Source organism: Cellulophaga sp. L1A9 (assembly GCF_009797025.1).
In the GTDB taxonomy this organism is placed as follows: Bacteria; Bacteroidota; Bacteroidia; order Flavobacteriales; family Flavobacteriaceae; genus Cellulophaga.
In genome coordinates this window covers 4,729,018-4,755,668 of sequence record NZ_CP047027.1, presented here as the reverse complement: position 1 = coordinate 4,755,668, position 26,651 = coordinate 4,729,018, and the positions used below count along the sequence as shown (strand labels likewise).

The 26,651-nt window shown below is 32.1% G+C and carries 28 protein-coding genes; all 28 read right to left on the bottom strand.

The window, feature by feature from the left end; genetic code table 11:
* Nucleotides 1-5 precede the first annotated feature (5 nt).
* Nucleotides 6-686 (bottom strand): PAAR-like protein, encoded by a 681-nt coding sequence (locus GQR94_RS20925; RefSeq protein WP_158978875.1) that lies wholly within the window; start codon nucleotides 684-686, stop codon nucleotides 6-8.
* Nucleotides 679-1,566 carry a hypothetical protein gene (locus GQR94_RS20920; protein ID WP_158978873.1) on the bottom strand — a complete coding sequence of 296 codons (888 nt, stop codon included), beginning with the start codon at nucleotides 1,564-1,566 and terminating at the stop codon, nucleotides 679-681. The genes GQR94_RS20925 and GQR94_RS20920 overlap by 8 nt, the downstream gene beginning before the upstream one ends.
* Nucleotides 1,567-1,607: 41 nt before the next feature.
* A complete protein-coding gene (locus GQR94_RS20915; RefSeq protein WP_158978871.1) occupies nucleotides 1,608-2,777 on the bottom strand; it encodes a DUF2931 family protein in 1,170 nt (389 codons plus the stop codon).
* 42 nt (nucleotides 2,778-2,819) lie between these two features.
* Nucleotides 2,820-3,989: a DUF2931 family protein gene (locus GQR94_RS20910; protein WP_158978869.1), complete on the bottom strand. Its 1,170-nt coding sequence runs from the start codon at nucleotides 3,987-3,989 to the stop codon at nucleotides 2,820-2,822.
* Between the two features lie 42 nt (nucleotides 3,990-4,031).
* Nucleotides 4,032-5,201 (bottom strand): DUF2931 family protein, encoded by a 1,170-nt coding sequence (locus GQR94_RS20905; RefSeq protein WP_158978867.1) that lies wholly within the window; start codon nucleotides 5,199-5,201, stop codon nucleotides 4,032-4,034.
* Nucleotides 5,202-5,242: 41 nt separating this feature from the next.
* Nucleotides 5,243-6,292, bottom strand: coding sequence for a DUF2931 family protein (locus GQR94_RS20900; protein ID WP_233268543.1), 1,050 nt, complete (start codon nucleotides 6,290-6,292; stop codon nucleotides 5,243-5,245).
* A gap of 142 nt (nucleotides 6,293-6,434) precedes the next feature.
* Entirely contained in the window at nucleotides 6,435-7,400 is a 966-nt protein-coding gene (locus GQR94_RS20895) for a DUF2931 family protein (RefSeq protein WP_233268541.1), read from the bottom strand.
* Between the two features lie 85 nt (nucleotides 7,401-7,485).
* Nucleotides 7,486-8,883, bottom strand: coding sequence for a DUF2235 domain-containing protein (locus tag GQR94_RS20890; protein ID WP_158978861.1), 1,398 nt, complete (start codon nucleotides 8,881-8,883; stop codon nucleotides 7,486-7,488).
* Between the two features lie 48 nt (nucleotides 8,884-8,931).
* Nucleotides 8,932-10,200, bottom strand: coding sequence for a phage baseplate assembly protein V (locus GQR94_RS20885; protein ID WP_233268539.1), 1,269 nt, complete (start codon nucleotides 10,198-10,200; stop codon nucleotides 8,932-8,934).
* Nucleotides 10,193-10,738: a contractile injection system protein, VgrG/Pvc8 family gene (locus tag GQR94_RS22780; RefSeq protein WP_233268529.1), complete on the bottom strand. Its 546-nt coding sequence runs from the start codon at nucleotides 10,736-10,738 to the stop codon at nucleotides 10,193-10,195. The genes GQR94_RS20885 and GQR94_RS22780 overlap by 8 nt, the downstream gene beginning before the upstream one ends.
* 229 nt (nucleotides 10,739-10,967) lie before the next feature.
* Complete coding sequence (locus GQR94_RS20880) at nucleotides 10,968-11,141, bottom strand: hypothetical protein (RefSeq protein WP_199271504.1); 174 nt, start codon at nucleotides 11,139-11,141, stop codon at nucleotides 10,968-10,970.
* A gap of 58 nt (nucleotides 11,142-11,199) precedes the next feature.
* Nucleotides 11,200-11,712: a hypothetical protein gene (locus GQR94_RS20875; RefSeq protein WP_158978860.1), complete on the bottom strand. Its 513-nt coding sequence runs from the start codon at nucleotides 11,710-11,712 to the stop codon at nucleotides 11,200-11,202.
* A gap of 322 nt (nucleotides 11,713-12,034) precedes the next feature.
* Nucleotides 12,035-13,162: a hypothetical protein gene (locus GQR94_RS20870; RefSeq protein WP_158978858.1), complete on the bottom strand. Its 1,128-nt coding sequence runs from the start codon at nucleotides 13,160-13,162 to the stop codon at nucleotides 12,035-12,037.
* 143 nt (nucleotides 13,163-13,305) lie between these two features.
* Nucleotides 13,306-13,653: a hypothetical protein gene (locus GQR94_RS20865; RefSeq protein ID WP_158978856.1), complete on the bottom strand. Its 348-nt coding sequence runs from the start codon at nucleotides 13,651-13,653 to the stop codon at nucleotides 13,306-13,308.
* A 500-nt stretch (nucleotides 13,654-14,153) separates the two neighbouring features.
* Nucleotides 14,154-14,372 carry a hypothetical protein gene (locus GQR94_RS20860; protein WP_158978854.1) on the bottom strand — a complete coding sequence of 73 codons (219 nt, stop codon included), beginning with the start codon at nucleotides 14,370-14,372 and terminating at the stop codon, nucleotides 14,154-14,156.
* 40 nt (nucleotides 14,373-14,412) lie between these two features.
* Nucleotides 14,413-15,093 carry an Imm26 family immunity protein gene (locus GQR94_RS20855; protein ID WP_158978852.1) on the bottom strand — a complete coding sequence of 227 codons (681 nt, stop codon included), beginning with the start codon at nucleotides 15,091-15,093 and terminating at the stop codon, nucleotides 14,413-14,415.
* Nucleotides 15,093-15,848, bottom strand: a complete 756-nt coding sequence (locus GQR94_RS20850; RefSeq protein ID WP_158978850.1) for a hypothetical protein — start codon at nucleotides 15,846-15,848, stop codon at nucleotides 15,093-15,095. The genes GQR94_RS20855 and GQR94_RS20850 overlap by 1 nt, the downstream gene beginning before the upstream one ends.
* Before the next feature lies 1 nt (nucleotide 15,849).
* Nucleotides 15,850-16,494, bottom strand: a complete 645-nt coding sequence (locus GQR94_RS20845) for a hypothetical protein (RefSeq protein WP_158978848.1) — start codon at nucleotides 16,492-16,494, stop codon at nucleotides 15,850-15,852.
* Between the two features lie 1,175 nt (nucleotides 16,495-17,669).
* Complete coding sequence (locus tag GQR94_RS20840) at nucleotides 17,670-18,797, bottom strand: hypothetical protein (protein WP_158978846.1); 1,128 nt, start codon at nucleotides 18,795-18,797, stop codon at nucleotides 17,670-17,672.
* A 30-nt stretch (nucleotides 18,798-18,827) separates the two neighbouring features.
* Nucleotides 18,828-19,568, bottom strand: a complete 741-nt coding sequence (locus GQR94_RS20835) for a hypothetical protein (protein WP_158978844.1) — start codon at nucleotides 19,566-19,568, stop codon at nucleotides 18,828-18,830.
* Between the two features lie 418 nt (nucleotides 19,569-19,986).
* Complete coding sequence (locus GQR94_RS20830; protein WP_158978842.1) at nucleotides 19,987-20,826, bottom strand: hypothetical protein; 840 nt, start codon at nucleotides 20,824-20,826, stop codon at nucleotides 19,987-19,989.
* 12 nt (nucleotides 20,827-20,838) lie between these two features.
* Nucleotides 20,839-21,939 carry a hypothetical protein gene (locus GQR94_RS20825; RefSeq protein WP_158978840.1) on the bottom strand — a complete coding sequence of 367 codons (1,101 nt, stop codon included), beginning with the start codon at nucleotides 21,937-21,939 and terminating at the stop codon, nucleotides 20,839-20,841.
* Between the two features lie 22 nt (nucleotides 21,940-21,961).
* A complete protein-coding gene (locus GQR94_RS22860) occupies nucleotides 21,962-22,090 on the bottom strand; it encodes a hypothetical protein (RefSeq protein ID WP_255451530.1) in 129 nt (42 codons plus the stop codon).
* Nucleotides 22,091-22,368: 278 nt separating this feature from the next.
* Nucleotides 22,369-23,151 carry a YARHG domain-containing protein gene (locus GQR94_RS20820; RefSeq protein ID WP_158978838.1) on the bottom strand — a complete coding sequence of 261 codons (783 nt, stop codon included), beginning with the start codon at nucleotides 23,149-23,151 and terminating at the stop codon, nucleotides 22,369-22,371.
* Nucleotides 23,151-23,459, bottom strand: a complete 309-nt coding sequence (locus GQR94_RS23010; RefSeq protein ID WP_158979745.1) for a CHAP domain-containing protein — start codon at nucleotides 23,457-23,459, stop codon at nucleotides 23,151-23,153. The genes GQR94_RS20820 and GQR94_RS23010 overlap by 1 nt, the downstream gene beginning before the upstream one ends.
* A gap of 490 nt (nucleotides 23,460-23,949) precedes the next feature.
* Nucleotides 23,950-24,447: a M23 family metallopeptidase gene (locus GQR94_RS20810; protein ID WP_158978836.1), complete on the bottom strand. Its 498-nt coding sequence runs from the start codon at nucleotides 24,445-24,447 to the stop codon at nucleotides 23,950-23,952.
* Nucleotides 24,448-24,557: 110 nt separating this feature from the next.
* On the bottom strand, nucleotides 24,558-25,394 hold the full coding sequence (locus GQR94_RS20805; protein WP_158978834.1) for a YARHG domain-containing protein: 837 nt from the start codon (nucleotides 25,392-25,394) through the stop codon (nucleotides 24,558-24,560).
* Nucleotides 25,394-26,641, bottom strand: coding sequence for a CHAP domain-containing protein (locus GQR94_RS20800; protein ID WP_158978832.1), 1,248 nt, complete (start codon nucleotides 26,639-26,641; stop codon nucleotides 25,394-25,396). Before GQR94_RS20800 ends, GQR94_RS20805 begins: the two co-directional genes overlap by 1 nt.
* Nucleotides 26,642-26,651 lie beyond the last annotated feature (10 nt).

The window sequence follows — 26,651 nt, the reverse complement described above, 5'->3', positions numbered from 1 at the left end:
GCTTGTTATTCTATTATTTGATTCCAATTCTCTTCAGTGGCTAATAGTTCTAATTTAGCAACTCCGTTTCCTTGTATTGTTCCAGTATATATGAATTGAGCTTGTTCACCATCAATTTTTTTATTTTTGGCTTCATTTACTTTAACAGTAATGGTCTCTCCGGCAGCTATGTTTTCTGTACGTATAAACATTGAAGCTTTTTCTCCATATATAATGGCCTCTACTTTCTCCTGTCCATGCTCATCCATCCAATAGCTCTCTACCACTTTAGGAGCTTTATCATTCCCTAACATAGCGCCCGGTATCGTCATGGCTATATTTTTAAATTCTTCCAGTACGCTACCAGCGGTGTTTATTTGCATAGGTTCTAAAATAGTAACCATACCACCCGTAGCACACATACATTCCGAATCTTCAAAAAGGAATCGTTTTGTTTTTCCCAAGGTGGCTTTGCCTGTAGTTTTTGTCCATTTTTGCAAAGCAGGAATACAGGGTAAATAACCACCACTAGTTGGTTTAAGTTTGCATTGCCCAAAGGTTTGCGGTACTTGTACATCCATATCCGTAGCTTTAAACTTGCCTTGGATTTTTACTTTTTGGTTTTCGGTTACCATCAGTTTTGCAGGCGTAAAGCCTTGGTTGCACTCGAGTAATGCACCATCTAATACATATATTTTGCTACTCATCTTTTTCTAAATTGAAGGTTAGGGTAGTGGTCTTGCTATACACATCTTTGATAAAAAAGCTATAGCTTAATTCTCCTGAATTTATAATACCAATTCTGGGCTGTACTTTATATACACCTTGATAGGTGAAATCTACATCATGATTACTTCCTTTACTATTTAGTAAACCTCCAATAAACATATTAATTTTCTCAGCAGGGAATAGTTTGTTCGTATGCTCTAATGTTGCAGATGTCTTTATTTCTATATTTTGAAATAATGTGTCCTGCTTAGTAATGGATTGTTTTTCTAAGACTGGAATATTTAGGTTGTGAATACCATTCACTAGTATTTTTTCGTGTTCTAAAGATTTATTTTCATTAAACTCTTGATAGAAAAAGTTAGCAAAGAAGAAGGTGTAGAAAGGGTCATTTTTATATATTTTTTGAATATTTTCTGTTTGCATTTGCCAATCAAAATCGCCTATAACTGTCTGTAAATCTGTAAATGAATTTTGTAGTATATTTTTTACGGATTGCCATTTTTTCTGAACAACCTCCGGATTTAATATTCCTATAAACTGATAATTCTTAGAAACCTCTAATAACAATTCATCATTTATTTTAGCAACGCTTAAGCCTATTTTTTGCGCTTTAGAAGGTTTGAAAACAGGTCTGTTTTTATCATCTAAAAATAAACGGCGTTGTATGCTACTTTTATATTTTAGATTGCCTTCTTCTGTAGTACCTAAATAGTGCAATGTGAAAAATAAGACTATTGCGGAATGCTCTACTTTTTTCCCCTTCACCACCACATTTTTTATTTCAGCGGTATAGGTACGCTCAACAGGTTGGCCATTGAGTGAAATAATTGGTTCATAGGAGGCTTGGGCTTGATGCATGTATTTTTTTAATTATAAATAGAAGGTCTATAGTATAGTTTTTAAACAGGGGTTACATATATTTTAATTTGAGATTTTTCAATGGGAATAGTATCATTTTCACTTTTTAAAGTTATTCTTATACTACTATTGTATTTGTCTACCTCTAATAATAATTCTGCTTGGGTAGTTTTTGGGTTTTCATACATTTTTTCAAAAGCATTCCATATCTCCTTTTCATCAAAATGAATGACACCGGTATACCTTGTTTTTGTTTTATCATCCCAATCAAAACTTATTCTCCTTGTGGGAGGAGAAACTCTGAACTCCTGTAATATTGGGTTATCTGCTCTTATGTTATATAATTCTCCATTGTAGAATTTATTTAAGAAGTCCACAAGTACACCGCCATCTTTATGTTTAAAAGTAGGTTTCCAATTATAGGATTTTCTATATGCGGTCCATTTCCCAATAGGAATACCTTCTTTTGCTAAATTATTTTTAGTTTCTTCAGAGAAATGTTTTTGTACATCGTTTACAAATTCTTCACGGTTCATGGATGCATAGGGTGCAAAATCTTTCATAGCAACATCTGTTTTTGTAGCTTGGTAATGACCTACTTCCACATAGTTACCTGCTCCCATCATCCAAACAGAAACAGCACCTCCCGGGGCTAAACCTACGGTAAGGTTAGTATATTTATCTTGTTTACCAGTATTATCTAAAAAACCTTTTTTGAACAAAGCTGTTATTTTTTCTTTTGGCAGATCAAAATCGCCATAATAAAACTGATTTTCGGTATAGGAAATCCAAATAATTCTTAGTTTGATAGGTATAGATTTGAAATTAGGACCTACTACCCAGGTTGACCCAGTAGTACCCCAACCCTGACTAAAAACACCACCTTTTGGGATTTCAAAATAATCATCTTCTTCTGTGGCAAAATCACCTTGATAAATGGTTACTGGGTAATGTTCTGGGGCACATTCAGTAGGGCGCCATTCATATTTGTTCATATGTGATACTTCTTCTATTTCTTCGCTTAGCTTCGATGGTTTTTGCTCTTTGCAACCTATAATTAGAAGAGAAATTGTGAAGAATATGTACCTCATAATGAATCGCACCTTTTTTTCCTTGATAAACTCATTTTTTATTTCAGCCGTATAGGTGCGCTCAACAGACTGTCCGTTGTGTGAAATAATTGGTTCATATGAGGCTTGGGCTTGATGCATGTATTTTTTTAATTATAAATAGAAGGTCTATAGTATAGTTTTTTAAACTGGGGTTACATATATTTTTACTTTTGACTTTTCTATTGGAATAGTATCATTTTCACTTTTTAAATTTATTCTTATACTGCTATTGTATTTATCTACTTCTAAGAGTAATTCTGCTTGCGTATTTTTTGGGTTTTCATACATTTTTTCAAAAGCATTCCATATCTCTTTTTCATCAAAATTAATGACACCAGTATATCTTGTTTTTGTTTTATCATCCCAATCAAAACTGATTCTCCTTGTGGGAGGTGAAACTCTAAACTCCTGTAATATGGGGTTATCAGCTCTTACATTATATAAATCTCCGTTATAAAATTTATTTAAGAAGTCTACAAGTACACCGCCATCTTTATGTTTAAAAGTAGGTTTCCAGTTGTAAGATTTTCTATATGCTGTCCATTTACCAATGGGAATACCTTCTACAGCTAAAGTATTTTTAGTTCCCTCGGAAAAATTATTTTTTCTATTTTGTACAAATTCATTCATACTGATTTTAGCATAGGGTGCAAAATCTTTCATAGCAACATTTGTTTTTGTAGCTTGGTAATGACCTACTTCCACATAGTTACCTGCGCCCATGACCCATACAGATACAGCACCTCCCGGGGCTAAACCTACGGTAAGTTTGGAATATTCAACTTTTTTACCTTTATAATTGAAGTAACCTCTTTTAAACAAATCAGTAATTTTTTCTTTTGGTAGATCAAAATCGCCATAATAAAACTGATTTTCGGTATAGGAAATCCAAATAATTCTTAGTTTGATAGGTATAGATTTGAAATTAGGACCTACTACCCAGGTTGACCCAGTAGTACCCCAACCCTGACTAAAAACACCACCTTTTGGGATTTCAAAATAATCATCTTCTTCTGTGGCAAATTCACCTTGATAGATGGTTACAGGGTAATGCTCTGGGGCACATTCTGTAGGGCGCCATTCAAATTTATTCATACGTGATACTTCTTCTATTTCTTCGCTTAGCTTAGTTGGTTTTTGATCTTTGCAACCTATAATTAGAAGAGAAATTGTGAAGAATATGTACCTAATAATGAATCGCACCTTTTTTTCCTTGATAAACTCATTTTTTATTTCAGCCGTATAGGTGCGCTCAACAGACTGTCCGTTGTGTGAAATAATTGGTTCATATGAGGCTTGGGCTTGATGCATGTATTTTTTTAATTATAAATAGAAGGTCTATAGTATAGTTTTTTAAACTGGGGTTACATATATTTTTACTTTTGACTTTTCTATTGGAATAGTATCATTTTCACTTTTTAAATTTATTCTTATACTGCTATTGTATTTATCTACTTCTAAGAGTAATTCTGCTTGCGTATTTTTTGGGTTTTCATACATTTTTTCAAAAGCATTCCATATCTCCTTTTCATCAAAATTAATGACACCAGTATATCTTGTTTTTGTTTTATCATCCCAATCAAAACTGATTCTCCTTGTGGGAGGTGAAACTCTAAACTCCTGTAATATTGGGTTATCAGCTCTTACATTATATAAATCTCCGTTATAAAATTTATTTAAGAAGTCTACAAGTACACCGCCATCTTTATGTTTAAAAGTAGGTTTCCAGTTGTAAGATTTTCTATATGCTGTCCATTTTCCAATAGGGACACCTTCTTTTTCTAAAAAAATTTTAGTTCCCTCGGAAAAATTATTTTTTCTATTTTGTACAAATTCATTCATACTGATTTTAGCATAGGGTGCAAAATCTTTCATGGCAACATCTGTTTTCATAGCTTGGTAATGACCTACTTCCACATAGTTACCTGCACCCATGACCCATACAGAAACAGCACCTCCCGGGGCTAAACCTACGGTAAGGTTAGTATATTTATCTTGTTTACCAGTATTATCTAAAAAACCTTTTTTGAACAAAGCTGTAATTTTTTCTTTAGGTAAATCAAAATCGCCATAATAAAACTGATTTTCGGTATAGGAAATCCAAATAATTCTTAGTTTGATAGGTATAGATTTGAAATTAGGACCTACTACCCAGGTTGACCCAGTAGTACCCCAACCCTGACTAAAAACACCACCTTTTGGGATTTCAAAATAATCATCTTCTTCTGTGGCAAATTCACCTTGATAGATGGTTACAGGGTAATGCTCTGGGGCACATTCTGTAGGGCGCCATTCAAATTTATTCATACGTGATACTTCTTCTATTTCTTCGCTTAGCTTCGTTGGTTTTTGATCTTTGCAAGCTATAATTAGAAGAGAAATTGTGAAGAATATGTACCTCATAATGAATCGCACCTTTTTTTCCTTGATAAACTCATTTTTTATTTCAGCCGTAAAGCTGCGCACAACAGACTGTCCGTTGTGTGAAATAATTGGTTCATATGAGGCTTGGGCTTGATGCATGTATTTTTTTAATTATAAATAGAAGGTCTATAGTATAGTTTTTAAACAGGGGTTACATATATTTTTACTTTTGACTTTTCTATTGGAATAGTATCATTTTCACTTTCTAAAGTAATATTTATACGACTATTGTATTTATCAATTTCTAACACTAAATTAGCTTCAATTGTTTTTGGATTTTTATATGTTTTTTCAAAAGCAGTCCATACTTCTTTTTCATCAAAGAGAATTTCAGAAGCATATCTATTTCCTAATTTATCATACCAGCTAAAAGCAATTCTTTTAGAGGGTGGGTGTAAAGAGTATTTACTTAACAGCTGATCATCAGCTCGGATGTTATAAAATTCACCATTATAAAAATTGCTAATAAAATTTTTTAGAACCCCTCTATCTTGATGCTTGAAGATGGGTTTCCAATTATAAGATCTTCTATAATTTGTCCATTTTCCAAAAGGGATTCCTTCTTTTGCTATAACTTCTTTTGTTTCACTTGAAAATTCTAGCTGTCGATTATTTAAGTATTCCTCTATAGTGATTGTACCATCTGGATTAAAATCTTCAATGGTTACCTCTGTTTTTTCACCCTTATAATGTCCAATTTCAATATAAGAACCTGCGCCCATAACCCAAACAGAAACTACTCCACCAGGTGCCATTCCAACAGCTATATTAGTATATTCACTATGTATTCCATTATGGTTTTCATAGCCATCTTTGAAATATTTTATTATTTCATCGTTTGGTAAATTAAAATCTCCAAAATAAAATTGTTTTTCGGTGTATGAAACCCATATAATTTTTAATTTAGAAGGAATGGATTTCTTATCGGACCCTACAACCCAAGTAGAACCTAATTTACCCCATCCGTTATTTTTAGTACCTCCACTAGGGATTACGATATAATCACCATCATCAGTGATAAAACTTGCTTGGTAGATTTCTACAGGGTAATGCTCTGGAGCACATTCTGTTGGGCGCCATTCAAATTTGTTCATAAGTGATACTTCTTCTATTTCTTCGCTTATCTTCGATGGTTTTTGATCTTTGCAACCTATAATTAGAAGAGAAATTGTGAAGAATATGTACCTCATAATGAATCGCACCTTTTTTTCCTTGATAAACTCATTTTTTATTTCAGCCGTAAAGCTGCGCACAACAGACTGTCCGTTGTGTGAAATAATTGGTTCATATGAGGCTTGGGTTGGGTGCATGTAATGTTAGAACTATTTTAATCTATTCAGTTGTGTAAACACTTATTTCACTTACCGTTTTTGTAATTGGATATGTTTTTGTTTCCGTTTTAATAAATGTAGTAATTATACTATTATATTTATCTAATTGAATAATTATTTCCATACTCGTATTTTTATCTTCAAGATAAACTTCATGGAACAATCTTAGCATTTCCTGATCATCAAAAGTAATTGTAGCTCCAAATTCATTCCCATTACCATCTGTCCAAGTAATTCCAGATTCTTTTGGTATGGCTCTTTGCTCTTTTACCATAGCTTTTTTATTACTGCCTATAGTTCTAAACATTTCGCCATTGTAATATGAGAAATAAACGTTAGTTAACTCCACATTACTTTGATTTTTAAAATCAATGGTTGGATTCCATTCATATTTTTTTCGATATATATCCCAAATCCCAAAAGGAATGTTATCCACGTCAATGGCACCTCTGATATCATCATTTACAATACGGTTCCTTGTTACTTTTAAATACTCCGTAACAGAGTATGAAGCATAAGGGATAAAATCTTTTTTTTCAACTTGTATCTCTTTTGCTTGATATCGTTCTATTTCCACAACCTTACCTGCACCTAGCAACCAGACAACAAGTACACCACCAGGAGCTAAACCTATTACTGTTTTAGTATAGGTTCTTTTTATTCCTCTGCGGTCTACAAAACCTTCTTCAAAATAATCAGTTATTTTTTCTTTAGGAAGTTGAAAAGTACCTCCATAAAATTTCTCCTCTAAATAGGATACCCATTTAATACTAAAACTACTGGGAACTTGCTTAAAATCTGGGCCTGAAATATGGATTGCGCCAGTATCTCCCCAGCCATGCATTAAAGTATGCCCCGTAGGAATATAGATGGAAGTTCCGTCATCCATAAAAACGTCTCCTTTAACTACTTCCGCAGGATAATTCTCAGGAGCACAAGCTGTTGGCCGCCATTCGTATTTTTTCATAGAGTTTTGAGGTTTACAGGAATAAAAATTCACAAAACATATACATATAATAATCCATACTTTTGTCATTTTAGTAAGGTATTGATTAGCCTTCATTAATTACACGTATTCTTTTACCATCTACTATATTTGGTTTATGAGGTGTTAAGCCATAGGAGCGATTATAGTGTGCTGAAAAATGAAAATATTTGTGTCGTATTCTTTTTAAAAGCTCTCTATCTGCATCGTTGGTAAAAGAAACTTTATCTCTATAGCCCCATACATAATTATCTAATTCTTTACGAATTTTAAGTAACACAGGGTCTTTAATAGAGTATTTATCATTTAACTTTCCAATTTCACAATCGACAGCTTTGGACATTCCATATTCAGCCATTACATGTAAAGGGATAAAGCTATAAAGATTACTAATACTTTTTCTTTCAGCTAGCAACTTAGCCACTCCGTAATCAACTTTTATTTCAAAATCTTTATACCAAGCTTGGTCTATTAAATAAAGCCTTTCTTTTTCTAAACGGCTTAAGTTATACTTATCAACAATCAGTTTTTCACCTTCACCGTCCATATAACCACCTCCAATATCAGAATGCACACCAGGAAATAGTACTTCTTTACCTCTGCCACCAGCACTTACTATATTTGTTCTTCTAAATTTGTTTCTATGTTCATCATCAGCTCCAATTTGAAATACATGATTAGCCTTTTTAATAGCATCTAAATTTAATTCTTCAGTATCATCATCATGATCGATTCCAAAAGAAGCCACAGTATCATATAGCCCGACAAATCTGATATTCAAAGATTTTACAATCCATAAATTATCGTATAAATGCTCCCCTAATGGACCAAAATCTACTTTATATTTTATTTCTTTTCCATTTCTAGAGTTTCTTCTTTTAACTTGCCCTTTTCTTTTGGTTACTTCAGATATAAAGTATCGTGCAGCAGCGGCACCACGGCTAAATCCAAAAGTATCGATTGTTAGGTTGTAAATTGTTTTTCCATTAACATCACTAAGAACTTCATTAATTTCTGCACCTAACGTTTCGAATGCCTTTTTAACCTTAGGTTTAATACCAGTATCGCCCTTTGCTTGAGCTACACCCAAAACATAACTATCTTCTTCATGATTTTCAGTCCCTACGCCTTCAATATATATAGAAAGTTGTTTGTGTTTTTTGGTATTCTTTTTTACATAATAAGGTTCACTTCTAGATATATTAGAGTGGTCATTTTCAAAACTGCTCCCTTCATTAAAAATATAATGTTCAGCAATATCCTTGTTTCCAGAAGCTCCTTTATCGTGTTCTTCCCTAGCTTCTGTATTTTTTCTATTATTCTGAGTTCCATCAAAATATACTCCAACTGTAACATTCACAGCATCAGCAGGAATAGCCTCTTCATAGCTGGAGTTTCCCACATTTACAAATGAGGTTTGAACGTCAATATTGCTAATAAATGATTTACTTTCTTCTGTATTCATTCGTTAAGGAGCTAGGTGTATTGTTTGTTGAATATTTAAACTAATTTATTACTCTCCATATTCTATAGAGTCCCCACTAGCAATAGTGATCTTGCCACCTGCGTTGGTTTTAATTTCTCCACTGGCATCCGTAGTAATTTCCTGAGCTTGTTGTTTATAGGTGCTACTAATCACCTTGATATCTTCTCCAATTTGGTGCTCTTCATTATTCGCCATAAGCGTATAATTTTCTGTGATACTTTCTGTTTTATTAGCCCCTACAGTAATGTCTAAATTTTCTTCAACATTTATCTGCATGTTCTTGCTATTTAACGCTAAATTTTCGGCAGCAGTAATTGTAATATCGTTATGTGCAGAGATTATAATATCATTACTAGCCGTGTTGATATTGATAATGTTCTCATTTTTATCCTTAATGGTAATCATCTCCCCACCATCAGTATCATTTAGTTCAATAATATGTCCACTGCGGGTCATGATAGCTTTTATATTATTATCGGCATCTGCAACACCACTCTTTGCGCTATTATTATAACCAGCACTCAACACATATGGTTTTTCAGGGTTGTTATTTTCAAAACCTACCAGAACTTCTTCGTCCAGTTCTGGAATAAAGTAAAAGCCTTTACCGTTACCACCGTAAGGGGTATTCATTTTTATCCATGGGGTAGAGGTGCCCATTCTGCGCTGCCAACCAAACTGTACTTTTATACGGCCTAATCCATCAGGGTCATTGTTATCTAAAACAACACCACGTTGTTCTTCTGCAGAGGGAGTGGCAAATACCGCACTGTAATGTGGGTGTTCTGTGCCTTCTGGTACCCCTTCAAAATGATTTTCATAATTACCACTGTGATCAAAACGGTGTGCTACTTTGGTAATCATATAGGATCCAAACGCATCTCTACGTGTTTTATCAGAAAAACTAACGCCTTCAATGGTTAAATTATCGCCCACACGTAAACCGACAATTTCTGAAGATCCGTTGGCAATAATCATATTCGCCGCTTTAGATAAGGTATCAACTTTTGCTACATGATCTAAACCTTGTTGTCCGCTATATTCATTCTGATTGTGATTCCAAGAGTAGTTTTCTTTCTTGGCAAATAAACCTTCTGATTCTCTTTTTACATTCCCAGCATACATATGTCCGCTTTGTGCACTGTACGATGAAGAAACCGATTCTAATTCACTATCATTGACCCAATCTTTAGAAGTAAAGCCGCTATTTTGGGACTGTAGGGTAGTGGAGAGGCCAAAGGTTTGAATATCCTGACCATACACCCCTAAATTGTTTCTCCCGTGCGTCCTACGCAAAAGGTTCTCCCATTGTCATACATCCAACGCCATAACGAGCACACATACGTTGTAAGAATGAAAAATCGGATTCGTTGTATTGTACGGTATAAGGCAAACGAATATTGGTTCCATTTCCTATTTCCATTTTTAATAAATCTGTGGAGTGTCCATTAAAGGTATCACTTACCACTTGGCTAAAAGAAGACCCTTCTTCATAGCTAAAACATTGTACGGAGCGCGAGAGTAAAATACTAGCCCCTTGTCCTGAAAGCACAATAGCGCCAGAAGCGCCAATTCCTTTTTGCAAAGCTACAGAAGTAATGATCCCTACATATTCTAGCTCACCATCATTAACCCCTATAGATAGTTTTTTACCGGAATAATTAATAGAATTATTCATTAGTGTACCGCCGTAACCTTCGGTAGCATTGGTTTGAAAAACCACACTAAAAGAGCTGTGGGTACCCATGGATTGTTCTATAGTAACCTTATAACCAGATTTAGGAAGAAAACGTTCTCCATCGATAATAAGCACTGGGGTAATCATTTTAGACATGGCGGTAGTTATTTAAAGGAGGTTAAAATAGACACAATCCCTGAGATGAACAAAAAATACCGCTGTATTTCGATGAATCACCTTAAAAATTATAGACTATCATCTATGATTTTTTGTTTCCAAAAATAAAAGCAGACCAAAAAAGACTAAGAGAATGAGGATGTATGAGATAGTTGTCTTGCTTAGTTAAAACGTTAAAAAACTCTTTCTTTTGTATATTCTACGAGCGCTACCAACCACCAATTTTCTCACGTTCTGCTTGTTGTTCTGGTGTAGCTTCTGGAGTAGGAATAGTACTAGGGTAGCCTGGACGTGGGAAACCTTCTGCTTTACGTCTTTCAAAATCTTGTAACCTATATTCATCAAAGGCATCTCCAGGAGGTAACGGGCGGTTTTTGTCCATGTACCAGGTTATCAGCGAAATATCTTCATAACAAGATTGAGCTCCTATCATAAAATCTTCAAAAGTATACCCTTTCGTAGGCCTGATTACCTGTAGCATCCTCGCCACCTGTACTGTAGCAAAATATTGCATTCTTAAACGGCATAGTAATGTTTTTTTGCCAAAGTAAGCCCGTAAAAGTGATTAGACCATCTTCGCGGTTAAGGATTTTTTCTTTTTTGGGCATGGTGAAAAAATACACTGCAAAAAAAATAAAGACAATGCAGGAGATGGAAAAGAAAAGAATATCTATAAAATCTAAACCTTCATTAATAAAAATTAAATAATTAATAATCATAGCTAAAGCGACACCTCCAACGATATAAGGTAAGTAATTGGAAAATGTAGGAATCTTTATATAGTTATCGTTTGCAAAAAATCTTTTGTCTTTTTCCAGTAATTCTTTTGATATCGTAAAAAAATTTTTCTCAGTAATTACTTTATCTACGCCATGTGCATATTGCTGTAATCCAGGCTCGGCTTTGCCATAATTTGTATGGGTGATTTTTCGTTTATAATCTACTATTTCCATGTTTTTTGTTGCTCTAATTCGGCAATTGTTCCGACCTTAAAAGTAACATTTTGATTCATAATACCCTTAGAATTGTTATTTTCTTGTAATTGTACCAAGGCAGCTAGACAACGTTCATCGCTAGTGCGAATCTCACGCTAATAATCGAGTAAGTAACATACAAAAGAGTAAAAGAAATGAGTAATGAAAATATTATAATCAAAGCAGTAAAGGTACAAGCGGGATGCTTGTGTTAGCGCGGGAAAATTTCTAAATTTAGATTATAATCTAATGCCCGATTTATTATAATTTATTTTTTTTTAACCTTACAAGGTCTAATTTACTATCCTTTTTGCTTTACCCAAGTTTTGTATTCGTCAGTTTCTATAGATTTAGAGTTGTCGATGACATCAAGCCCTTCTTCATCTTTTTTATAAACCGTGTTTTTATACCTACGTTGCGGTTGTTTCGGATCTCTGGGTCGTATAGCATACATACCACTTACTTGTGCTATATGCGAATCTCTTGGCTTTTGCACTATAAAAAGCACATCTTCACGACCACCATAGGCGCTTGGTACTTTATACAATTCAAGTTGAGGATCTTCAAAATAGCTATATCTCTTTACTTTAATTGTGTCCCCCAAAGGCATGTAAATCTCCAAATACCACCAACCAGCAGAATACCCTACATTAATAGGCCCTTGGTTTTCCTCTACATAAAAATCAGATTGGTAGTCTATCATTTTTATTAAACTAGTATCTCTGTCCTTAAAACCTTTATGATACCATTTTGGACCTATATTTTTTAACTCTACCATGCGAACATCTTGATCCTCTTTTTTGGGGTATTTTTTTTCAATGTCAAGATTATTAGCTTCACCCATTTTATAACCCTCCATAAAATACCATTTATCATTTACTTTGAAGTAGTAGTCACTCATTCTTATATGAACATATTTGGCTTTTGTATAGAATTCTTCGAATTTTTTTAACCATTTCTTAGGGTCTTTCTCTTTGACTTCGAACTCGTAAATATCATCTATTTTCTTATTCGTAAAAGGGTCTATATATTTATGTCTAGTAGTATCTCCATTTGTAAGCCAACTTATATAAAAATTACTATTCCACAGAGTACCATCCTTTAATTTAGCATGTGCTCCTGTAGAATCCATTTTACTGCCTAAAAAATCTAATTTGATCATATTATATTCAGACACATTACTTTTTTTTAGCTTTGATTTAAAAAAGGAATTGATGTATAATTTTTCTGAAATAGTATCTAAATCAAAAGATTGGGCCTCTTTTTGTTTAGGAATAATTACTGAAACTTCATAATTTTTGGACCCTTTATGGTTATGCAATTCTTCAAATGGTTTAGTATCCAATTCTTGTTTTTTATCCGTTGGTTTCATAGAACAACTTGTTAATGCTACAAGGAATAGCATAATAAGGTTAAATTTTATTTTCATAGTTTACTATTTCTAATCCATTATGCCTGATTATTCTTTTTCTTGATCAGTAGTTTCTTTAAAAAATTCTTGACTATAATTTTGCCCCATCTTATTATTTTTTTCAGAATAAACATTGCTAAAAGTATTATTTTGCATATTCTTTAAAGGGTCAACAGTGTTAATTGCATCTTTTTTACTTGATTTTGTCTTTTTATTTCATTTAAATCATCTATTTTACGTTGCGCTCTTTCTTCAGGCGTTTTGTTCATCGCTTCAGTAAATAAATTAGACAATTCAATTTCTTTATTAGATAACTCGGTCCCTACTCGTGCCACATCTATAATCGTAGAACCTGGCGCGCTTTTGTAAAGCGTGACTAATTGTTTTTCTATTTCAAATGACCATAGAGGATGTACTTTAACCGAAGGGATTTCTGGATTGTCTTCTTCATAGATTGCATAGCTACTGTTTTTCCAATCTCTTTCATGATAAACTAATTCTGAAGCCACAGGATTATAATGTATATAATTTATACGTTGTTCTATTTTTTTGCTAGTATCTAAAATTACGGGATGATACCCATCTTTCCAAACCTTATAACTAACACCTTTCTTTACACGCTTTGCTGCATAATTAAATTTAGCTAAAAGCCACTCCCTTCTACTTTCAGGAAGTTCTTTTATCGCTTTTATAAATTACTTAGAGGTGTGTTTTTTCAAATCGCGAATAATGTCCTGTAACCCGTTTTCTTGAGAACTAATAATAAGATGTATATGACTACTCATATATATATACGTACGCATGTAGGGTTAATCCTTTGTTTGGAATACAATAATTTAGAGAATCATCTAATATTTTAAAATAGGTTGGTCGAATAAATAAATCTACCCAATCAATTATTGTTATTGTCACAAATGTTGGAACGGTACTATCTATGACTTTATATCTCTGAGACATTGTTTCAAGATAATAAATTGCATTGCAAATACGAAAGAAAATTAGACACACTTCACAGAAGTGCGCCAGGGTTGCGGATATGTCCCGCGAGGGGGTCGTCCCAATGTGTATATTGAACCATGATTTCCGGTAATTCTAAAAAGGATTCGTCTAAAGAGAATTTAAAAGGGTCTCCTGTAATATATTCATTATACTTGATCAAAGCTTTTTTGAATTCTTCTAAAGATGTAAACTTATCTTTTTCAAAGTTCCACAAAATATCTTTTATCATTGTTTTTGATGGTCCCATAAGGTATAGGTGCTAATTGTAATTAATAAAAACGGGCTAGATCAAAACCATGTTTTAACGCTAGTTCGTAATAACTCATATTAGGGTCTTCTCCAATATCTTTGTAAATTTCTTTACGTATTTCAGGAAAACTTCTCAAATCTGAATCTCTAAAATAATTATCTATGATATCTTCTTGGTATTCTATTAAGTCTCTTCTGCCTGAATAATCTAAGGTTGCCAACTGAATATAATACATATTTCCTAGCGTTGGAAATACCTTTGTTTTATCTACATATTTTGTGTCAAAACTTGTTAGAATAGTCAATTCTCCCAAAGAAAATAGTATACCTGTCATATGAACATCTTGAAATACTTCAGGAAATGATACTTTCTTATGGTTTACAGGAATATTTTTTATGATTGTAATATCCTCACTCAATAGTGTTTTTTTTGGCACGAAAGTACCATTTAATATAACCTTGAATTCAGAGATTTCAGGTGTTTTGGATATGGTTTTATAAGTTTCAATTAAAACACTTTTACCGTGCCAACCTAGATAGTTGTGGTTTTCTATTTTTTCTTTGTATTGTTCTTTTACATCAAATAAAATTCTTCCAAAATAATAATAGTCCGTATTTTCTATTTTTATTGCAAAAACATCGCCAATGCTTATTTTTCTTATTTTTCCCATATTATTTTGTAACGGTAATATTTTACTCATTAATAAGGCTGTTCATAATTATACCGAACTTCTTTTATAGTGGTTACTTGGTAATTTTTTTCTAAATAGTTTTCATCATTGTAAAAAAGTGTAATTTCTGTAAGGCCTACTCCATTATATGCCGGCTTGCAGTAACTCTGCCCATACCAAATTCCTTGGGACCTTTTTTGACCTAAAAACGAAGTAAATAATGGTAGTTTATTATTTTTTCTATCTTGATTAAAGTCTTTAATTTTTGTATTTGCTTTAATAAGTTGGCCGTCAATAAGCACATATCCTTCTAAGGTGGGTAAATTGATAAAAGCAGCTTCTCTTTCTGACACCATAGATTCATAACCATCTGCTATATCCTTTAAAACCTCGGTGTCATCAGATAATTTTATGGCGATGCTATAAACCATCCTAGGCCTATTGTCTAAACCATTTGTTTCATCGAGATTATACATTTTCCCTAACCATTTAGTCTGAAAACTTATAGGTTTATCATTGTAATAATCATCATCATCTGAAGAGTAATTGCTTCCCATTACTTTTTCAAAGAGATGAAGACTATCTAAGACCACATGTTGTTCATTATAATATAATTTACAGGCTTTAATTTCAAAACGGTGCTCTTGAGCTTGGTATGCCGCGATAGCATCTTGAAAATTTATAGCGGTATCCTTATTATCTGAAGCAAGAAGGCTATCTTTTTTTATACGATTGCAGGCAACTATTGAACAGAAGAGTATTATAATCGTAATATATTTTTTCATATTATTTGATTTGTTCCTTTACGGTTGTAATTTCATCTCCTTTTTCTACCAAAAAATCGTCATCTTCCAATATACTATGCACCTTTGCTTTAATAGAGCCCTCTAGTGTTTTTAATATAGTAACTCTTAAATTAGGTTTGTTTTTAACGTAATAAAAAACATCAGGTATAAAATCAGTATTCTCATTAGGCGTAATCTCTAAGATATTGTCATCTACATTCGTAATTTGCCCCATATTTTCTGTTTGCTCTAATAGGTTTCTAATAGCAACACCTGATTTAAACCCCATATTATCAGTAATCAGTAATTTTACAAAACAATAATCATTTTCATAAGCATCTTTGCCTTCTTTTCTGTCTTTTTGATATGAAATAAATGCAGATGAATTAAAATAACGGCTTAAGGTAATTTGAGAATCATTTACATAAGCATCTACAAATGTTTGTAATTGTTTGTTATCAATATATAGCGTATTACCTGCAAACTCTACTCTGTAATAATATAATGCAGGTAAATAATAACACATTTTATAACTTAGTTCAACTCTTTGATATTTAGAATTATATACCCCTTTTCCTTCATGTTTGTCAGGAGAACCATTACCAGATTCATTCAGTAGGTATTTAATTTCACCGGAATGCTCCATTGAGATAATTAAACGCTTTGAGTTTCTGCCGCATCGTGCTAAACTATCTTTGATTTGACTGTGACTAATATTAATCGTAAAAATTAAAATTATATAGAGAAAAGACTTTTTCATTATTAGTTTTTGTTATTCTATTTTAAGTAATATTTTGTTTTTTTTAAGGAAGCTCTAACGTGTTTTGTGTACCTGAAACCTCAGTTTTGGCAGATCTTAGAAATGCTTTTTTTCCTCCTTCAAGAATTAAATCTCTACTCGTTCCACATCTATAATCACAGAACCTGGCGCGCTTTTGTAAAGCGTGACTAATTATTTTTCTATTTCAAATTACCATAGAGGATGTACTTTAGCCGAAGAAATTTCTATATTGTCCTCTTCATAGATTGCATAGCTACTGTTTTTCCAATCTCTTCTTTCATGATAAACTAATTCTGAAGCCACAGGATTATAATGTATATAATTTATACGTTGTTCTATTTTTTTGCTAGTATCTAAAATTACGGGATGATATCCATCTTTCCAAACCTTATAACTAACACCTTTCTTTACACGCTTTGCTGCATAATTAAATTTAGCTAAAAGCCACTCCCTTCTACTTTCAGGAAGTTCTTTTATCGCTTTTATAAATTCCTAAGGTGTGTTTTTTCAAATCGCGAATAATGTCCTGCAACTCGTTTTCTTGAGAATTAATAATAAGATGTATATGACTACTCATATATACGCAAGCATGTACGGTTAAATCCTTTGTTTGCAATACAATAATTTAGAGAATCATCTTATATTTTAAAATAGGTTGGTCGAATAAATAAATCTACCCAATCAATTATTGTTATTGTCACAAATGTTGGAACGGTACTATCTATAACTTTATATCTCTGAGACATAGTTTCAAGATAATAAATTGCATTGCAAATACTAAAGAAAATTAGACACACTTCGCAGAAGTGCGCCAGGGTTGCGGATATGTCGCACGAGGGGAGTATTACTTAGTCATATAAGAAAGTTGTTTTTTTCATATATATATTGTTTCCATAATACATGGTTGTCTGCAGCCTATTCTTATTATCATAAAAAAAGAGAGTTTTCATTCCCCCATTGAAGGCGAGTTTCTAAATTTAGATTATAATCTAATGCCAGATTTATTATAATTTATTTTTAACCTTACAAGGTCTAATTTACTATCCTTTTTGCTTTACCCAAGTTTTGTACTCGTCAGTTTCTATAGATTTAGACTTGTCGATAACATCAAGCCCTTCTTCATTTTTTTTATAAACGGTGTTTTTATATCTACGTTGCGGTTGTTTCGGATCTCTGGGTCGTATAGCATACATACCACTTACTTGTGCTATATGCGAATCTCTTGGCTTTTGCACTATAAATAGCACATGTTCACGACCACCATAGGTGCTTGGTACTTTATACAATTCAAGTTGAGGATCTTCAAAATAGCTATATCTCTTTACTTTAATTGTATCTCCTAAGGGCATATAAACCTCTAAATACCACCAGCCGGCAGAATACCCTACATTAATAGGCCCTTGGTTTTCCTCTACATAAAAATCAGATTGGTAGTCTATCATTTTTATTAAACTAGTATCTCTGTCCTCGAAACCTTTATGATACCATTTTGGACCTATATTTTTTAACTCTACCATGCGAACATCTTGATCCTCTTTTTTGGGGTATTTTTTTTCAAGGTCAAGATTATTAGCTTCACCCATTTTATAACCCTCCATAAAATACCATTTATCATTTACTTTGAAATAGTAGTCACTCATTCTTATATGAACATATTTGGCTTTTGTATAGAATTCTTCGAATTTTTTTAACCATTTCTTAGGGTCTTTCTCTTTGACTTCGAACTCGTAAATATCATCTATTTTCTTATTCGTAAAAGGGTCTATATATTTATGTCTAGTAGTATCTCCATTTGTAAGCCAACTTATATAAAAATTACTATTCCACAGAGTACCATCCTTTAATTTAGCATGTGCTCCTGTAGAATCCATTTTACTGCCTAAAAAATCTAATTTGATCATATTATATTCAGACACATTACTTTTTTTTAGCTTTGATTTAAAAAAGGAATTGATGTATAATTTTTCTGAAATAGTATCTAAATCAAAAGATTGGGCCTCTTTTTGTTTAGGAATAATTACTGAAACTTCATAATTTTTGGACCCTTTATGGTTATGCAATTCTTCAAATGGTTTAGTATCCAATTCTTGTTTTTTATCCGTTGGTTTCATAGAACAACTTGTTAATGCTACAAGGAATAGCATAATAAGGTTAAATTTTATTTTCATAGTTTACTATTTCTAATCCATTATGCCTGATTATTCTTTTTCTTGATCAGTAGTTTCTTTAAAAAATTCTTGACTATAATTTTGCCCCATCATCTTATTCATTTTTTCAGAATAAACATTGCTAAAAGTATTATTTTGCATATTCTTTAAAGGGTCAACAGTGTTAATTGCATCTTTTTTTACTTGATTTTGTCTTTTTATTTCATTTAAATCATCTATTTTACGTTGCGCTCTTTCTTCAGGCGTTTTGTTCATCGCTTCAGTAAATAAATTAGACAATTCAATTTCTTTATTAGATAACTCGGTCCCTACTCGTGCCACATCTATAATCGTAGAACCTGGCGCGCTTTTGTAAAGCGTGACTAATTGTTTTTCTATTTCAAATGACCATAGAGGATGTACTTTAACCGAAGGGATGTCTGGATTGTCTTCTTCATAGATTGCATAGCTACTGTTTTTCCAATCTCTTTCATGATAAACTAATTCTGAAGCCACAGGATTATAATGTATATAATTTATACGTTGCTCTATTTTTTCGCTAGTATCTAAAATTACGGGATGATACCCATCTTTCCAAACCTTATAACTAACACCTTTCTTTACACGCTTTGCTGAATAATTAAATTTAGCTAAAAGCCATTCCCTTCTACTTTCAGGAAGTTCTTTTATCGCTTTTATAAATTCCTTAGAGGTGTGTTTTTTCAAATCGCGAATAATGTCCTGCAACTCGTTTTCTTGAGAACTAATAATAAGATGTATATGACTACTCATATATACGTACGCATGTACGGGTTAATCCTTTGTTTGCAATACCATAGAATGGAGAATCATCTAATATTTTAAAATAGGTTGGTCGAATAAATAAATCTACCTAATCAATTATTTTTATTGTCACAAATGTTGGAACGATACTATCTATGACTTTATATCTCTGAGACATTGTTTCAAGATAATAAATTACAATGCAAATACTAAAGAAAATTAGACACACTTCACAGAGGTGCGCCAGGGTTGCGGATATGTTGCGCTAGGGAGGTTTAAAATGATTGATATGGAATTACAAAACTTTAAAACCAAACAAGCCTTTGCTTCTTAAAAACTAAAAAACCACAGCTTAAAAAACTGTGGCTTTTATTATTATTTATGTTGTTCACAAGCGCGACGCTTGCGCCAGCTGGGGAGTAAGTTTCTATTTCACTTTATCAAACTCAATTGCTCCTTTTGGTAAATAAGGTAATTCTCCCTCAAAATAAAACTTACCATTTGAAGCTTTATAAAGCTTTAAAAAGTCATAAGCTCTATTTTCATTGTAATTTCTCCCTGAAATATTTTTATGATGAAATAAACCTAAAGTATCACCTACTTGAACGACTTTCAATTGATCAATATAGCCATATTGATTGTCACCAACTTCTAGTTGTATTATATCATTTCTACTATCTATAATAAATTCTTTTCCTGTTTCTTGAGATTCGTAATAATAGACTCCTATCCATTTATTATTCACTGTTATTTTAGCATCATTAGCTTCATAAATATTTTTACTGTAACCTTTTTCTTTTGTTAGTGGTAAATCACTCCAGTCCTTACAAACAATATTATGAGGTTTAGCTTCAAATGTAACACCATAACAATTTGTCCATTTAACTAATTGTTCTTCTAAATTAAGAATCTCTACCTGAAAATTTCCATTACCACCATTGCTTTCTTCTTTTATTTTAATTTCTAAGGTCTTTGAATTTAACTGTTTTATACTTTCTACTTTAAACTCAATAGGCTCCATTGCAGTGTGTAAATAAACAAAATCATCTTTTATAGTTATACTCCTACTGTCTTCAGAACAAGGGAAATCATCTTTTAAATCAATCCATTTATCTTTTTCTATAAAACTTTTAAATTCCTTTAAATTTTTAAAATAGGTTTGTTTTATATCTTCTTTAAGAATAACTTTATTATTCGTGTTTTTTTTTGCTTCATAGCAAGAATTTAAAAGAAAACTTAAACAAATTATTTTTATTACTCTAATCATTATACATTAATATTAAAAATTTTTACGGACTTGACTTACCAAATATTTTTCAGATTTATTTTTTCTATATGACCTTAAAGAAAAATCATTTTCGTCAAAATAAAGCCTATTATTGGAACTTTGTCCTTTATGAGCCCAACTAGTTCCTACTTCATAAAATCGATAATAAGATTTATTAATTTCATAGCCTCTACCTACAATAACGACAAAGTGATCTGTTGTTTTATCATTTATACCGTAAGAAAGTGAATGATTTACACCAACTAAAACAGGGTTACCCTTTTCTAACTGAATATCTATATATTCGACACCAGCTTTAGCATCTGCTGTTACTGCTATAGAAGTATGATCGTTATTTTCCAGAGCAGTAACAATAGGGGTTATATTTTTACCAGAATCAGAACCTAGCCCTGCATTAAGTAATAATTTTCTTGAAGTTTTCCAACAAGCTTTTGTGTACATCTCTAAAACTCCACTTGCGTTTTTCTTTAATTCTGATTTATTATACTGAGACATCCAAGTAACTTTATCAGTTAAATCAATACATTTTATATCACACGAACAATTTGTATTACAAGTACAATCACCAGAAGTGTTCCTAAAAGGTTCTCCTTCTTTATAAACTGCTTCTATTTTCTTTCTAATTTCCCTAACATAGGTTTTTCCACCTATTTTACCTTTTTGTTCATATACAACTTCTTTACTATTCTTTTTATATTCTCCTTCTTCACTATGAAAAGTTCCATTACTCCAATAACTGGTCTTTTTTCTTCCAGTAGCATCATCATCAAAAACAATAAAATTATCATTTCCCCCTTGACCAACAGCTTTAGGCCATAATACCGCTAAATAAAAATCTGTGAGTGTATTTAATTTCCCTTTGCGTTCAGCTAAGTAATATTCTACATAACACAACTGCTCTACAGCAGTCATATACTTTAAATTTTTTTTCTTAATCTTAGCTGTATGTAAGAAGTAATTAGTGTTTAAATCAGTAATAGCACTATTACCAAACTGAATTAAACCAACATAACCATTACCATCCGCGTCTGGATCTTTTCCATTATCTACACTTGGACTAAACCTATGTTTTGCGGTTGTTTCAAGTGCCATTATAGTCATTAAATGATTGGGGTCACATTCCGTCCTCAGTTTCTCCATAAACAAAAGCAACATGTGAATGTGAAAAAATAATTATAGCTCCAGGAAAGATTGCCACAAATGTTGGAACGGTATTATCTATGACTTTATATCTCTGAGACATTCTTTCAAGATAATAAATTGCATTGCAAATACTAAAGAAAATTAGACATACTTCACAGAAGTGCGCTAGGGTTGGGGGTATGTCGCGCGAGGGGGTTCATAATAATAAAGACCTTTCTACTCATTGGAAACCTCTAATACAGCATTATGATCTGCTAGTACGATCATCACGCTCGTAACCACGAGAGTAAGATACATAAGAAGTAAAGAATTGAGTGATGTATATTATTATTAAAGCAGTAACGGCACAAGCGAGACGCTTGTGTTATCGGGGAACAATTAAAACTTAACTAAGCCTGTCTCAGTTAACTTATATTTTATAGATGTTTTTTTGATTTTCCCTTCATCTCTTTTTTGATCAGCTTCATACCCATAATAATCCGTTTTTATTATTTCTAAGAAGTCTTTTGTTAAAACATAGTCAAGCCTTTCATATCTAGATTGGGCGCCATATATATTCTTTATTTCTGTTTTTCCTTCCTTTATTAAAACCAAAAATGTTTCATCATTACCACATAGAGCTGTTGGTATTAGCAAATATTCGATTTGATCAAAGCACTTTATCTTATAAGTTATTCCCTCACAACTTATATCTTTGATTTTATCATTGTCAAACATATCAAGCTCAGCTTTTTCTATTTTGTCATAAAACCTATAATCTTCTGTCATTTCAAAAGTTATAGGATATATGTTATTTTCATCATCTATTTTGTCAATACAATTAACCGATTGATTAGATTTAGAATTTCGTAAGGTTAGTCTAAGATTTTCAAGCTTTTTAATCTTATTGATAAAGGCAGTCTCTTCATCTGTAAACGTAATTTTTAAATTTGGATTGGAGATATACCAATCCTTATCTGAAAAGTATTTTTGAAGAGTTGCATTGTTAAAAACATATCCTTTTCTTGCAAAAACCTCATTTCTTACTAACCTTAGTTCCTTCGTAGATTTTGATTCTAACTCGATATACGTTAAAAATTTAAAAGATTCTTTTTTTTGTTCTATTTGCCCTTTACAAGAAATAAATAAACCTAATAGAACTACTAATAATATTTTCTTCATTATAACTGTTTTGTATAATTTTCAGGTCTAAAGTAACCTTTCCAACCACCATGTTTCGCTAAAGCTTTCTTATCTTTTCTATAATATGATGTGCGCGAACAATGCATACCTTCATACCCTCCTTCATTTATATGATATGGTTCATCTGAGGAACCATTTTTACCAATAGCTTCTAAAATAGTTATTTTGTCACCATCTACATTGTGTACAACGCCTGTATGACCATCACCAGGAGCTCTTGACCAAACGAATATATCTCCTGCTTGTGGGATAAAGTCAGATTTTTCACTACCCGCGACAAGGTCTATATTATTATTCCCTAATGACTCTCTAAAATCTTCTTATGTTATCATCATTCCTGTTGAGATATGTTTAACCGTATTAGTAATGCCCAATTTATGTACGTAACGGCATACAAATTCTGAACAATATAATTTACTTAATGCATCTTTATCGAACTTAGTCCTTAAAGGTGTTGCAGTTTCTTTTATCGCTTTTATAAATTCCTTAGAGGTGTGTTATTTTAAATCGCGAATAATGTCCTGTAACCCGTTTTCTTGAGAACTAATGATAAGATGTATATGACTACTCATATATACGTACGCATGTACGGTTAACCCTTTGTTTGCAATACAATAATTTAGAGAATCATCTAATATTTTAAAATAGGTTGGTCGAATAAATAAATCTACCCAAATCAATTATTGTTATTGTCACAAATGTTGGAACGGTACTATCTATAACTTTATATCTCTGAGACATTGTTTAAAGAAATTGCATTGCAAATATTAAAGAAAATTAGACACACTTCACAGAAGTGCGCCAGGGTTGTGGATATGTCGCGCTAGGGGGAGAACCTATTTCACCAATAACTTGCCCTTTTTTAATCTTATCTCCTTTATCTATCAAAATAACACTTAAATGAAAATATTTTGTTACAAAAGCTCCATCCGTAGACTTTATAGAAATTCTCCTACCTGCTCCATTTTGTATATTCTCTTCTGCCTGTGTTATAATACCATCATGGGTAGCTATTACAAGAGCACCATAATAATCATATCCAGAACCAAAATTTATATCAATTCCATTATGATGACCTCCATATCTTGGGCCAAAAGGACTTCCAAATCTTCTTTTAAGACCATTATGAAACTCTTTAACTGGCCAACTTCCTTCATTATTTGATAAAGTATTATCTTTACAATAATCAAAACCAAATTCTTTTAAAAATCCTGGTTTTAAATGTAAATCAGTAATACCCTTTACTTCTTCTCTATAAAATTTACGGTAATTCATCAAACAGCTTTCTTACTCAATACGGCACTCGTTACAAACGAGTGCTAGCGAGGATTTTAAAAGCTATGTACCATCGGGTGGCTTTATGTTTTTTTTAAAAAAGTTTTTACTTAAAATTCTACTATACCATTTTCAGTAAGTTTATATTTAGATACTAGCTCTCTACGAATTTCTTTAACTGGATATCGGTTTTGTTCTGTACTATTTTCTTCGTCCAAAATTTTATAGATTTTATACACTTCAAATTTACCTTTCTCTAATTTAAAATCAATATCATGATAACCACTAGTCACACTATCATAATCACTAGTTCTTAGCGATGAATCGACTACTTTTATTATTTTAATAATTTTACTCCCTTTAATACTTAGGATATGAAAAATAGGTTGTTCATTACAGTAAGCCTTGACTAAAATTGTTTCTGTTTCAGTATTACAATTTATATTATAAAAGTAAAATCCAACACAATGAATACCTTCTTCACGAACCACAGACTTTATACGATCATAGTTACTTTCATAATAATCACCTAAATATATATTTAGACCCCATTTATTGCTCTCCATTACACTTTGGGATATTGGATAAACTTTTTTAATGTTTTCATTAATATAATCTAAGCATTTATCTATTTTTTGATTAGGGCTTTCTATACTTTTTACTTTATCAATATAGCTTTTTTCTTCATCAGATAAAGTAACTTTTACACTAGCATCAGCAGTATACCAATCTTTAGTTTTAAAATATGTATTTAAATCCTCACTTTTAAAAACATAACCTTTTCTTGCAAAAACTTCGTTACGGAGTAAACGTAATTCTTTTTTGGATTTTGTTTTTAATACTTCTTCTGATAAATACTCAAATGATGAAACTACTTCTTTCGATTCTGTTTGTCCTTTACAGGACAAAATACTAAATAGTAATATAAATAATATAAATTTTTTCATTATAATTGTTTTGCGTAATTTTTAGGTCTAAAATATCCTTTCCAACCAGCATGACTGGCTAAAGCTCCACCATTTTTTTGATATACAGAAGTACGGGTACAATTATATCCTTCATAGCCTTCATTTTCGTTATTATAGTTTTCATCCGAAGAACCATTCATTCCAATAGATTCTAGAATTGTAATATTATCACCATCTATACTATGAACAATACCTGTGTGACCGCTACCAATTTTTCTCCAAACGAATATATCTCCTCTTTGAGGCATAAAGTCACTTTTTTCACTATTGTCTATATGGTCAATATTATTACTTCCTAGGGCTGTTCTAAAGCTTTCCTGGGTAACCATATCTCCAGTTGAAACATGCTTTACAGTATCGGTAATTCCTAATTTATGTAAATATCTACACACAAACTCTGAACAATCTAGCTTCTCTAAAGCAGCTTTGTCAAACTTAGTTCTAAGAGGTGTAGAACTTTCCATAGTATACTGTACATGCTCATCAGCCCATTTACGCATTTCTTCTAGTACACCTTCACCATATTCACGTGGGTTTTTACTAGCATCGGTAACACAGTTATAAGGATAGTTATTAAAAGCTTCTTTAAACTTTATCCATGCAGCACGACGCATTTTGTACCCATTAACTTGGTGTGTTTTTGTAGCCTTTGGAGCATTTATCGTTTTAGAGGTTCCAAAAATATCATCTTTTTTTGCAAATTCATTTACTTTATTTGTCTCCCAAAACCAACTACCTGTATCGGCAGCTAATTCTAAACTACTAGTAACTTTTTTATAATTAGTTCCACCAAAAATGTTTTCATGTCCAGGTACATCTGAATATGCTATATAATTCGTATCCCAAGTTATATGAATAAAACCACGTCCTTTATAGGGCATATATCTATGATTATTACCGTCTTCTTCAAGTTTTGAAAAATATTGTGTTTCTACATACATATTTGCTAAATAATGTATTTTATGAGAACACTTGGTAATGCCACGTTTCTCAAACGAAGTATTCAATATTTCCGTAAGCCTATCAAAATTATTTTGATCTGATGATGGAATATCATTACTAGCATGAAATAATTGATGGTCTTTATGCATTAAGGAAATATGTTGTTTCCTGTTTTTGGCATCCCTGTAAAAAGTATTGTAACGTACATCACGAATAATTCTTTTCAAGTCCTCCGTAGTAAAATCTTTATTACAAAAACATTCGCCAGTAGGTTCCTTACTCAATTTGGCACTC